This is a genomic window from Roseovarius nubinhibens ISM, assembly GCF_000152625.1.
Classification (GTDB): Bacteria; Pseudomonadota; Alphaproteobacteria; order Rhodobacterales; family Rhodobacteraceae; genus Roseovarius; species Roseovarius nubinhibens.
Genome location: NZ_CH724156.1, coordinates 425,766 through 436,390, shown reverse-complemented (window position 1 = coordinate 436,390; position 10,625 = coordinate 425,766). Strand labels below are relative to the sequence as shown.

The following is a 10,625-nucleotide window of genomic DNA, read 5'->3' as shown; positions in this document are numbered from 1 at the left end:
TTCCAGCACGAAGGCAGGGTTGCGGCGCTTTTCAGCACCAATTCTCGCCCCTATAGTCGGCGAAATCCCCTTGTGAGGCGCTTGTCAGTTGAAAATCCTTTTCATTCACCAGAATTTCCCCGGTCAGTACAAGCATCTCGCGCCGGCGCTGGCGGCGGCCGGGCATGAGTGCCGGGCGCTCACCCTGCGCGCCAAGGAGCCGGGCGTCTGGCAGGGGGTCGAGCTGGTGCCCTATCGGCTGCGGGCGCGCAAGGCGCAGGCGGTGCATCCCTGGCTCGTCGATCTCGACACCAAGGTGACCCGCGCCGAGGCCTGCTATCGCGCGGCGCGGCAAATGCGCGACGCGGGCTATGCGCCCGATCTCATCCTGGCGCATCACGGCTGGGGCGAGCCGATGTTCCTGCGCGATCTGTGGCCCGGGGCGCGGCTGGCGCTCTATTGCGAGCTCTATCACGAGGCGGGCTATCCGCATCTCAATTTCGACCCCGAGTTCTCGACGCCCGACCCCGAGCTCGACCCGCTGCGCATCCGGCTCAAGAACCTCAACAACCACCTGCATTTCCCGCAGGCCCATGCCGGGATCAGCCCGACGCGGTTTCAGGCCGACACCTTCCCGCCCGAGTTCCGCGACCGCATCAGGGTCATCCATGACGGCATCGACACCGGCCAGAGCCGCCCCGATCCAGATGTGACGCTCACCCTCAAGGGCCACCCGCCCTTGAGCCGCGCCGACGAGGTGATCACCTTCGTCAATCGCAATCTCGAACCCTATCGCGGCTATCACGTCTTCATGCGGGCGCTGCCGCAGATCCTGCGCAACCGACCGCGCGCGCGGGTGATCATCGTCGGCGGCGACGAGGTGAGCTATGGCGCGCAGCCGCCCAAGGGCACCACTTGGAAGGCGCATTTCCGCGACGAGGTCCGCCCGCAGATCCCCGATGCCGATTGGGCGCGGGTGCATTTCGTGGGCCGGGTGCCGCATGATCAGTTCACCCATCTGCTGCAGCTCTCACGGCTGCATGTCTATCTCACCTATCCCTTCGTGCTGAGCTGGTCCTTGCTCGAGGCGATGGGCTGTGGCGCGGCGGTGGTGGCGAGTGACACCGCCCCGGTGCGCGAGGTGATCCGCCATGGCGAGACCGGGCATCTGGCGAATTTCTTCGACCGCGAGGCGCTGGTCGCCGAGATCTGCGGCTTGCTCGACGATGCCGAGGCGCGCGCCCGGCTCGGCGCGGCGGCGCGCGATCTGGTGGTCGGGCAATATGATCTCAAATCGCATTGCCTGCCGGCGCAACTGGCCTGGGTCGAAGAGGTGATGGACCTGCCGCTTTGAGGCGCTCAAATGAAAAGGGCAGGGAAATCCCCGCCCTCATGTCTTTCTGATCACATCTCGGTGACGCGTCCGATCACGCTCGGATCAATACCGTCCGGCGCTGATCCGCAGCTGCCGCGCCCGCGACAGAATCGCATCTTCGACGGCACGCTGGGTGGCGGCGCTGACCGGGCGGCCACTGCGGGTCTGCAGCGCCACGTTGAGCGAGCGGGCATCGAGCGCCGGGTCGCTGATCAGCACGGTGGCGCGATAGGCCTGACCGCCGCCGGGCGGGATGCCATAGCCGGTGGAAATCACCCCGGTGAACGGGTCAGCAGTCTGCACCGGCAGAAAGTCGAGCACGTCAAGCGACGCGGTCCAGAGGAAGCGGTTGACCTTGACCGTCGATTTGCCGCCCTTGAACGCGTCCAGAATAGAGGTGCCGCTGGTGACGCCGGTTTTCGCCTCACGTCCACCACTTACGGTATATGCGTCTGGATTGGTCGGGCCGATCTTGCTCCGGTCGCAGCCCACAAGGACCACTGCCGAGGTCAGTGCAATCGTGACGGCTTTGAATGTCGAAAATGTCATTGGGTCGTCCGCTGTAGCCTGCTTACCCTACTATCCAACGGCGCGGCATGGGGCAAGGCGTTAATGTGTTTGCAACCGCGCGACAGTCGCGCCACATATTGACCCGACCCTAGATGCGGCCCCGGATGCGGTCCACCGGGGCCTGCCGATCACGATGCCATTTGCGGAGGATGACATGTCGCTGTCCGAGATCACAGAGGCCATTGCCAAGGCCGAAAAATACGCCGGGCGCGCGCCCGGCAGCGTGTCGCTCATTGCCGTGTCGAAAAAACAGCCCGACGCCCGGGTAGAGGAGGTTCTAGACGAGGGCCACCGGGTCTTTGGCGAAAACCGGGTGCAGGAAGCGGCGGGCAAATGGCCCGGCTTTCGCGAGAAATATGACGGGATCGAGCTGCATATCATCGGCCCCTTGCAGACCAACAAGGTGCGGCAGGCGATGGAGCTGGCGCAGGCGATCCATTCGGTCGACCGGCCCAAACTGGCTCAGACCATCGCCCGCATCGCCCAGGAAGAAGGGCATTGCCCCGATCTCTTCATTCAGGTGAACACCGGCGAGGAAGAGCAAAAGGCCGGCATCCTGCCCAAGGACGCCGATGCCTTCATCACCGAATGCCGTGGGCTCGACCTGCCGCTGCGTGGTCTCATGTGCATCCCGCCGGTCGATGAAGAGCCGAGCCTGCATTTCGCGCTTCTGGCCAAGATCGCGGCGCGCAACGGGCTCGACGGGCTGTCGATGGGGATGAGCGGCGATTTCGAACGCGCCATCGCGCTCGGCGCGACCCATGTGCGCGTGGGCTCGGCCATTTTCGGTGACCGCGCCTACTAAGACCTGCCCGCCGCTCGGCGCGGTTTAATCCCGCAGCAGCGGCGCAATTGGCGGCACGACAAACCGCGCGCCGGGCTCGATCCGTCCGGCAATCTGCAACAGGTGATCGGGCCGCAGCCCGAGGCAGCCCGCCGTGGGGAAGCCCTTCCTGCGCCAGCGGTGGATGAAGATACACGACCCGCGCTCTGGCTCGGCCTCGGGATAGTTCCAGTCGGTGATCATCACCAAATCATAGAGCGGATCGGCCCGGCGCATGGTCTCATGGCTCGCCGCATATGGCGCCCGGACGAGCTGATTATACTCGGGCGCGCGGCTGTCATCGGACCACAGATCGCGCAGCCCCGTAGGCTCCGCCCAATGCGCCGGGCGCGGCATCCGGTCGGCGCGGTAGAACATGCCCACCACATGATGAATGCCCACCGGCGTCGCGCCATCGCCCTCGCGCTTGGTCCGGCTAAGCCCGCCACGCCCGATGGTGCAGGGGTAGAGCCGCCCCTGAAAGCGCAGCCCGCGCGCGGTGAGCACCATATCGTCGGGGCTCACGGTATAATCGGTCATGTTTTCTGAGATCACGTCGTTTCGGGTCACGTCGTTTCGGGTCACAAAGAGGCCTCCGGTTTGAAATCCTGCGGAATGCTGTCGCGCCCGTCGAGCACGAGATCGGCCATGAGCTCGGCCGCCTTGGGCGCCATGCCAAAGCCGATCTTGAACCCGCCATTGGCGATATAGGCGCCAGGCCGCATCGGGTGCAGGCCGAGCATCGGCGCCCGTGATCGGCTGCGCGGCCGCAGCCCGGCCCAGCGTTCGACGACCCGCGCCCCATGCAGCACCGGCACCGCCCGCATGGCGCGCTCGATGATGTCATCGAGCTGGGCGTCGGTGCCGGTCGGGTCGGTAAACTCGCGCTCGGTGGTCGATCCAATGGCGACCGTGCCATCGGCATGGGGGATGATATGGAGCGTATCGGCAAAGAGCTGCGGCAGCGTCGGCCCGTCGAAATGCAACAGCGCCGCCTGACCCTTGATGCCTTGGCCCACGATGCGGCTGTGCTGGGCGCTCATCTCGGCCAGATCCTGCGCCCCGGTGGCCCAGACCACCGGCCCGCGCGGTGATCCTTCGCTCAGGATCTCGCCGCCCGCCGTGGTGATCGCGGCGGCCAGCGCGGCACAGGCGCGGCGCGGATGGATGCGCGCGCTGAGCGTGTCATGAATGAGCTTGCCGCTGGGCGACACCGGCGCCCAGGGCGCATCGTCCGCGTCAATCACCTGCCAGATGGCATGATCCTGCCAGAGCGTCTTGGCCGTCTCGGCCCGCGCGAGGGCCAGTGCAAGGCCCGCGTCATCGGCAATGGGCTGAATGCGCCCGGTGCGGCCATAGCCCGGGCTCACGCCGCCGGTTTCCTCGACCCCGGCCCAGAAGGCCTCGGCCATAAGCAGGCTCTCGAGCTGAAAGGCTTTCTTGGCGTTCCAATTCTCCGGCACATGCGGCGCGAGCGCGCCGACCACGCCGCCCGAGGCCCCGGCACCGGGCCCGAAAGGGTCGATCACCCGCACCTTCGCACCCCGGCGCAAACAGGCCCAAGCCACGGAGAGACCGAAGACGCCAGCCCCCATCACGGTGATCTCTGCCATTGCCAATGCTCCGCCATCCCTGCATGGTCGCCCCGATTTGTCATGTCATAGAGGATCGGGGAATGCAGGGCCAGCGGGCGGTTCTTGAATGGCGCGAGGGCGATGTGCCGGTCTCGCAGCATTTCGACGATCCCTATTACAGTCTCGAAAACGGTCTCGACGAGACGCGCCATGTGTTCCTCGCGGGCAATGACCTGCCGGACCGGTTCCGCGACGGGTTTGCCATCGCCGAGCTGGGCTTTGGCACCGGGCTCAACGCGCTGACCACCTGTCAGGCGTGGTGCGCCGCCGGTGCCCCCGGCACGTTGCACTTCACCTCCTTCGAGGCCTTCCCGATGGCGGCCGAGGACATGGCGCGGGCGCTGGCGCATTTCCCCGAACTGGCAGAGCTCGCCGCGCCGCTCATCGCGGGCTGGCAGGCCGGTGCGCGCGACATCACCCTGCCGGGCAACATGCAGCTCCAGGTGATCGAGGCCGACGCCCGCAGCGCGCTGCCCCACTGGCAGGGCCGCGCAGACGCCTGGTATCTCGATGGGTTTTCCCCCGCCAAAAACCCCGAGCTCTGGGGCGCCGATCTGATGCAGGCGGTTCATGACCACAGCGCCCCCGGCGGCACGCTCGCCACCTATACGGCCGCAGGCTTTGTGCGCCGCGGCCTCGCTGAGGCGGGGTTTGAAGTCGCCCGCGTTTCCGGCTATGGCCGCAAACGTCACATGACCGTGGCCCGGAACCCAAAGACATGACCGAACAGAACACCCGCCTTGGCATCCTCCTGATGGTTGTCACAACCTTCATCTTTGCCGTGCAGGACGGTATTTCGCGCCATCTGGCGGGGGAATATAACGTCTATATGGTGGTGATGATCCGCTATTGGTTCTTCGCGGCCTTCGTCATCGCGGTGGCGGCGCGCAAGGCGGGCGGCGTGCTGCAGGCGGCGGCCACCACCCAGCCGGTGTTTCAGGCCTTCCGGGCGCTTCTGCTCGTCACCGAAATCTGCGTGATGATCTACGCCTTTACCCTGCTCGGGCTGATCGAGGCCCATGCCGTCTTCGCCGCCTATCCGCTGCTGGTGGCGGCGCTGTCGGGGCCGGTGCTCGGCGAACATGTGGGCTGGCGGCGCTGGGCGGCAATCGGCGTGGGCTTCATCGGCGTGCTGGTGATCTTGCAACCGGGGCTCGGCGTCTTTCAACCCGCCGCCATCGTGCCTCTCATCGCGGCGCTGATGTTCGCGCTCTACGCGCTGGTGACCCGCTATGCCGCCCGCCGCGACAGCGCCGCGACGAGCTTTTTCTGGACCGGCACCGTCGGCTCGGTCGCGATGACCGCCGTTGGCATCTGGTTCTGGGAGCCGATGACCGGGCCGGACTGGGGCTGGATGGGGGCGCTGTGCATCACCGGGGCGCTGGGGCATTACACGCTGATCAAATGCTATGAGGTGGCCGAGGCCAGCGCGGTCCAGCCCTTCGCTTATTTGCAACTGGTTTTCGTGAGCATCATCGGCATCACGGTCTTTTCCGAGACGATCCGCACCAATGTGGCGGTGGGGGCCTGTATCGTCGTGGCGGCGGGGCTCTTCACGCTCTGGCGGCAACGCGTCAAGGGCTGACACCGAATGCAAAACGGGCGGCCCATGGGCCGCCCGCTGCGTTTTCACCGAAGGTCGCGAGATTAGACCGCGAGGTTCGGGATGATCTGTTTCTTGCGGCTCATGATGCCGGGCAGAACCACGGTGTCGCCATCGACCAGCGTCGAAAAGGATTTCTCGGCCACGCTCTTCACCAGATCGTTCGGCACCAAGAGCGTCGCCTCTTCGCGCAGGATATCCACCACAAAGAGCAGCACCTGATCGACGCCATCCTCGGCGGCGACGCTGGTCATGGTCTCGATCAGGCTTGCCTTGCGGTCGAGCACGATCTTCGGCGCGGTGGTTTCGAGAACCGAGACGCGGAATTTCGTGTCGCCCACGGCATATTCCTTGCTGTCCATGCGCAGTAGCTCGGCATCCGAAAAGGCCGAGACATCGGATTTCGCAGCGAACATTTCGGCGGCGTAATCGCCGATGTTGAGCCCGAGATCACCGGCCAGCTTTTCGGCGGTGGCGCGGTCGTGATCGGTGGTGGTCGGCGAGCGGAATTCGAGCGTGTCGCTCAGAATGCAGGTCAGCGCCACGCCCTTGGCCCAGTCGGGCATCTTGGCGGCATCGTCGCCCATCAGGTCGATCATGATGGTGGCGGTACAGGCGAGCGGACGCACGGTGATGTCGATGGGGCCACGGGTCTCAAGCCCACCCACGAGCTTGTGATGGTCGATGATGGCGCGAATATCGGCCGCGTTGATATTGGCGGGCAGCTCGGCCGGGTTGTTGGTGTCGACGATGACGCAGGGCTGATCATCCTTGACGTCGGCGATGATCGCCGGTTTGGGCAGCTCCCAGTATTTGAGCATAAAGGCCGCCTCGGTGTTCGGCTCGCCGAGCAGCGCGGCCTCGGCCTTGTCGCCTTTGATCTCGTTCAGATACCAGGCCCAGAGGATGGCCGAGCCGGTGCTGTCGGTGTCGGGGGATTTATGGCCGAAAACGAGGGTTGTCATGTGTACACAGTCCTTGGAAAAAGATCGGGGTCGCGCGCCTTATAAGCGGCATGGCGGGGCTTGTCACGGGGCACGGAGGCGGCGACACTGCGACCATGGTGATACAGGCAGAAACGGATCTCTACGGGCCGGTCAAAGGCTTTCTCGAAAGCCTCGGCTATGAGGTCAAGGGCGAGATCGGCAGCGTCGATGTGCTGGGCTTTCGCGCGGGCGATGACGCGCCCCTGGTGGTCGAGCTCAAGACCGGGTTTTCGCTCACCCTGCTACAGCAGGCGGTGGCGCGGCAATCGGTGACGGATCTGGTCTATGTGGCGGTGCCGCGCTGGCGGGGCAAACCGGGCTGGCGCGCCTTCAAGGGCAATCTCGGGCTCTGTCGGCGGCTCGGTCTCGGGGTGATGAGCGTGCGCGCCGATGGCACGGTCGAGGTCCATGCCGATCCCGGCCCGTTTCAGCCGCGCAAATCGCCGCGTAAACAGGCCGCCTTGCGGGCCGAATTTGCGGCGCGGGCGGGCGATCCGACACAGGGTGGCACGCGCGGCCAGGTGATGACCGCCTACCGCCAGGATGCGCAGCGGCTGCGCGATCATCTGGCACAGGCCGGGCCGTGTCGCGGTGCCGAGGTGGCGCGCGCCACCGGCGTTGGCCGGGCCACCGCGATGATGGCCGCCAATCACTATGGCTGGTTCGAGAGGGTGGCGCGCGGCGTCTACGGGCTGAGTGCGGCGGGGCAGGCCGTGGCGGTTGAGACGGCGGCAGAGGTGACGGCAGAGGTGACGGTTGAAGTCACCGTTGAGGCGACCTCAGAGCCGCCGCAGCCTAAGGTGAAAACGGCAGGGGCGTGATCCGAAACCCCTTGCTTTCCAAGAGGTTGAGCACCCCGCGATCTCCCGGCAGATGGGCCGCGCCCACCGCCACGAAAATATCGCCGGTAAATCCGTCCGAGGTCATCACGCTGACCCAGTCGCGATTGCGCTCGGTCAATAGCGCCTCTTCGAACATGTCGAAATCTTCCTGCGCGCTGTCGCCACCGCCTTCGAGGGACACTTTGCGCGAATATTCCCACAAGAGCGCAATCTCCTGGCTCAGATAGCGCGCCTTGGTCGTGTACATGAGATCATCGGGGTCGATGGTCAGATCAAAGAACAGCCGCAGCATGTCGAGCTGTTTTTCCTGCGGCACATCGTCGAGTGACCGCAAGATCGCCGCCCCGTCTTCGAGCGATTGGCTCGGCTTGCCCGCCTGCGCCGCATAGGCCCCGATCAGCGTGTCGATCCCCTTGGCCTCGAGCGCCCCGGATTGCGCCTCACACGGCCCAAGCCCGAGCATCATCGCGGCCCAGATCGGCTTGAACCGCGCGGCGATAAAGGGCGGGATATTGCGCGATTTGAACTCTTCCGCCAGCCGCGCCCAATCCGCATCCCCCAGAAGGTCGGGCAGGGTCGGGCCCTCGGTCAGAAACATCAGCGACGGATCATTGGCCAACTCCACCTGCAGCGCCTCGGCATCGGCGTTCGACATCTCGAGATAGACCGCGTCGGCGGCGTCAATGAACGGGCTGAGCGCCGCGAGATGCGCCTCGGTCGCGTCATGGCGCAGGTGAAACGTGCCGAAAAGCGTGATCCGCGCATCGCCCCGCACCGCATGCCACAAGATCCCCGTCGCATGCGGCTGCTGCGCCGCGCGCGCCACCAGCGCCTCTTTCTGATGCGCCGGCAGCGCGTTGATGAGGTCGGTGCCCTCACAGGCGGCAAAGAGTGTGGTGGCCGAAAGGCTGAGCGCCGCCAGACCAGAGGCAATCCCCTCGGCAAGACGGGTGGCAAGGCGGATCATCTCTGGGGCTCTCCTTGGCGAGGCAGTCTGGCGCCGGGGCTCAGCCCGGATCGCGCCAGCGGTTGACGATGGGATAGCGCCGGTCAAGCCAGAACGCGCCTTTGGTGAGACGCGTGCCGGGGGCCGACTGAAACCGTTTGTACTCGCTGATATAGATAAGATGCTCGACCCGTTTTGCCACATCCCGATCAAAGCCCGCGCGCACGCAATCCTCGATACTGCCGTCCTGATCGACAAGGATTTCGAGAATGGCGTCGAGCACCGGGTAATCGGGCAGGGAATCACTGTCTTTTTGGTCGTCGCGCAGCTCGGCGCTGGGCGGTTTGGTGATGATGTTCTCGGGGATCACCGCGCCTGCGGGCCCCATCATCCAATCGCGGTGATTGGCATTGCGCCAGCGGCAGGTCTCAAAGACGCGGGTCTTGTAGAGATCCTTGATCGGGTTATAGCCCCCCGCCATATCGCCATAGATCGTCGCATAGCCCACCGCCACTTCGGATTTATTGCCGGTGGTGAGCAGCATTTCGCCAAACTTGTTCGACATCGCCATGAGCAACAGCCCGCGAAGCCGCGACTGGATGTTCTCTTCCGTCAGGTCCGGCGCATGGCCCTCAAAGAGCGGCGCAAGCGTCTCGGTCACCGCCTGGCGGCTCTGGCTGATCGGCACGAAATCATAGGAACAGCCGAGATTTTCAGCCAGCGCCTTGGCATCGTCGAGCGAGGCTTGCGATGTGTATTCCGACGGCAGCATGACACAGCGGACATTGTCCGCCCCGATGGCATCGGCGGCGATGGTGGCGACAATCGCGCTGTCGATCCCGCCCGACAGGCCCAAGAGCACCTTCTTGAACCCGGTCTTGCCCATATAGTCGCGCAGCGACAGGACCATCGCGTTGTAATCCTGCTCCCAGGCATCGGGCAGCGGCGCCAGATCGCCTTTCTCCGCCCGCCATCCGGCCCCGGTGTCGACCAGATCGAGATGCGCAATCGCCTCCTGGAAAAGCGGCATCTGCAACGCCAATTCCCCGCCGGGGTTGAGCACGAAAGACCCGCCGTCAAAGACCTGATCATCCTGCGCGCCGACAAGATTGAGATAGACGAGCGGCAGCCCGGTCTCGATCACCCGCGACACCATGAGGTTCTGCCGGGTCTCCATCTTGTTGCGATAATAGGGCGACCCATTGGGGATGAGCAGCAGCTCCGCCCCGGTCTCTTCCAGCGTCTCGGTCACATCTTCATGCCAGGCATCCTCGCAGATCGGGCTGCCGATGCGCAGCCCGTCCACCGCATAGGGCCCGCCAATCGGGGCCGAGCCATAGAGCCGCACCTCGTCAAACACCGTCTCATTGGGCAGATGATGTTTGAGAACCCGGCGCGACACCTGACCGCCCTGCAAGATGTGATAGGCATTGTGCAGCTCCGCCCCTTCGAGCCAGGGACCGCCAATGGCCAGGGCCGGGCCATCGGCACAATCACGCGCGAGCTGGTCGATCGCGGCAATCGCATGTTGATGAAAGACCGGCTTTCGCACCAGGTCTTGCGTGTTGTAGCCCGTGATGAACATCTCGGGCAGCGCCACGAGATCGGCCCCGGCGTCGCGCCCTTCTTGCCAGGCGCGGCGGGCCTTCTCGGCATTTCCCTCGATGTCGCCCACAGTGGCGTTAAGCTGGGCCAGCGTCAGGCGAAACCGGTCGGACATACACACATTCCTCTCTCGACTTGGCGAAAACCTGCGCCTTGATTACCGGCAAGCCCCGGCAAGGGAAAGCCACTTTCCGAAAACCCCGTTGTCACTTAGCCATGTGTCCTCTAGATTTCGCAGGGACGCCTGACGACGTGGATGGGG

Annotated in this window: 11 protein-coding genes; 5 read left to right on the top strand and 6 right to left on the bottom strand. The window is 65.0% G+C overall.

Features of this window, described 5'->3' with window-relative positions; translation table 11 throughout:
- The first annotated feature begins 88 nt into the window (after positions 1–88).
- The gene (locus ISM_RS02240) at positions 89–1,333 is read left to right on the top strand and encodes a glycosyltransferase (protein ID WP_009812477.1); all 1,245 of its coding nucleotides are present in this window, start codon (positions 89–91) and stop codon (positions 1,331–1,333) included.
- A gap of 84 nt (positions 1,334–1,417) precedes the next feature.
- Here ISM_RS02240 and ISM_RS02235 read toward each other — a convergent pair whose 3' ends face one another.
- Positions 1,418–1,903 (bottom strand): DUF3576 domain-containing protein, encoded by a 486-nt coding sequence (locus ISM_RS02235; RefSeq protein ID WP_040617779.1) that lies wholly within the window; start codon positions 1,901–1,903, stop codon positions 1,418–1,420.
- A gap of 175 nt (positions 1,904–2,078) precedes the next feature.
- On the opposite strand from ISM_RS02235, the gene ISM_RS02230 reads away from it, so the two are divergent.
- On the top strand, positions 2,079–2,729 hold the full coding sequence (locus ISM_RS02230) for a YggS family pyridoxal phosphate-dependent enzyme (protein WP_009812475.1): 651 nt from the start codon (positions 2,079–2,081) through the stop codon (positions 2,727–2,729).
- A 24-nt stretch (positions 2,730–2,753) separates the two neighbouring features.
- On the opposite strand, the gene ISM_RS02225 is transcribed toward ISM_RS02230, so the two are convergent.
- Both ISM_RS02225 and ISM_RS02220 read right to left on the bottom strand, forming a co-directional pair.
- Positions 2,754–3,272 (bottom strand): L,D-transpeptidase family protein, encoded by a 519-nt coding sequence (locus tag ISM_RS02225; RefSeq protein ID WP_156783437.1) that lies wholly within the window; start codon positions 3,270–3,272, stop codon positions 2,754–2,756.
- A 56-nt stretch (positions 3,273–3,328) separates the two neighbouring features.
- Positions 3,329–4,360 (bottom strand): NAD(P)/FAD-dependent oxidoreductase, encoded by a 1,032-nt coding sequence (locus ISM_RS02220; protein ID WP_009812473.1) that lies wholly within the window; start codon positions 4,358–4,360, stop codon positions 3,329–3,331.
- A gap of 62 nt (positions 4,361–4,422) precedes the next feature.
- On the opposite strand from ISM_RS02220, the gene mnmC2 reads away from it, so the two are divergent.
- Together mnmC2 and ISM_RS02210 are read left to right on the top strand one after the other, a co-directional pair.
- Positions 4,423–5,103, top strand: coding sequence for a tRNA (5-methylaminomethyl-2-thiouridine)(34)-methyltransferase MnmC2 (mnmC2, locus tag ISM_RS02215; RefSeq protein ID WP_009812472.1), 681 nt, complete (start codon positions 4,423–4,425; stop codon positions 5,101–5,103).
- On the top strand, positions 5,100–5,966 hold the full coding sequence (locus tag ISM_RS02210; RefSeq protein ID WP_009812471.1) for a DMT family transporter: 867 nt from the start codon (positions 5,100–5,102) through the stop codon (positions 5,964–5,966). The genes mnmC2 and ISM_RS02210 overlap by 4 nt, the downstream gene beginning before the upstream one ends.
- 62 nt (positions 5,967–6,028) lie before the next feature.
- Here ISM_RS02210 and ISM_RS02205 read toward each other — a convergent pair whose 3' ends face one another.
- Complete coding sequence (locus tag ISM_RS02205; protein WP_009812470.1) at positions 6,029–6,949, bottom strand: manganese-dependent inorganic pyrophosphatase; 921 nt, start codon at positions 6,947–6,949, stop codon at positions 6,029–6,031.
- A 95-nt stretch (positions 6,950–7,044) separates the two neighbouring features.
- Between ISM_RS02205 and ISM_RS02200 the strand changes: the two genes are divergently transcribed.
- The gene (locus ISM_RS02200) at positions 7,045–7,791 is read left to right on the top strand and encodes a DUF2161 domain-containing phosphodiesterase (RefSeq protein WP_156783290.1); all 747 of its coding nucleotides are present in this window, start codon (positions 7,045–7,047) and stop codon (positions 7,789–7,791) included.
- Here ISM_RS02200 and ISM_RS02195 read toward each other — a convergent pair.
- Both ISM_RS02195 and ISM_RS02190 read right to left on the bottom strand, forming a co-directional pair.
- Positions 7,766–8,779, bottom strand: a complete 1,014-nt coding sequence (locus ISM_RS02195; RefSeq protein WP_009812468.1) for a TraB/GumN family protein — start codon at positions 8,777–8,779, stop codon at positions 7,766–7,768. The genes ISM_RS02200 and ISM_RS02195 overlap by 26 nt on opposite strands.
- A 40-nt stretch (positions 8,780–8,819) precedes the next feature.
- Positions 8,820–10,478 carry an NAD+ synthase gene (locus ISM_RS02190; RefSeq protein WP_009812467.1) on the bottom strand — a complete coding sequence of 553 codons (1,659 nt, stop codon included), beginning with the start codon at positions 10,476–10,478 and terminating at the stop codon, positions 8,820–8,822.
- Between the last annotated feature and the right edge of the window lie 147 nt (positions 10,479–10,625).

What these genes read in the sequence shown, in the direction of transcription:
- ISM_RS02230 (WP_009812475.1), top strand. Translation starts at nt 2,079, where the DNA reads ATGTCGCTGTCCGAGATCACAGAGGCCATTGCCAAGGCCGAAAAATAC.
- ISM_RS02205 (WP_009812470.1), bottom strand. Translation starts at nt 6,949, where the DNA reads ATGACAACCCTCGTTTTCGGCCATAAATCCCCCGACACCGACAGCACC.
- ISM_RS02195 (WP_009812468.1), bottom strand. Translation starts at nt 8,779, where the DNA reads ATGATCCGCCTTGCCACCCGTCTTGCCGAGGGGATTGCCTCTGGTCTG.
- mnmC2 (WP_009812472.1), top strand. Translation starts at nt 4,423, where the DNA reads ATGCAGGGCCAGCGGGCGGTTCTTGAATGGCGCGAGGGCGATGTGCCG.
- ISM_RS02235 (WP_040617779.1), bottom strand. Translation starts at nt 1,903, where the DNA reads ATGACATTTTCGACATTCAAAGCCGTCACGATTGCACTGACCTCGGCA.
- ISM_RS02200 (WP_156783290.1), top strand. Translation starts at nt 7,045, where the DNA reads ATGGTGATACAGGCAGAAACGGATCTCTACGGGCCGGTCAAAGGCTTT.
- ISM_RS02210 (WP_009812471.1), top strand. Translation starts at nt 5,100, where the DNA reads ATGACCGAACAGAACACCCGCCTTGGCATCCTCCTGATGGTTGTCACA.
- ISM_RS02190 (WP_009812467.1), bottom strand. Translation starts at nt 10,478, where the DNA reads ATGTCCGACCGGTTTCGCCTGACGCTGGCCCAGCTTAACGCCACTGTG.
- ISM_RS02220 (WP_009812473.1), bottom strand. Translation starts at nt 4,360, where the DNA reads ATGGCAGAGATCACCGTGATGGGGGCTGGCGTCTTCGGTCTCTCCGTG.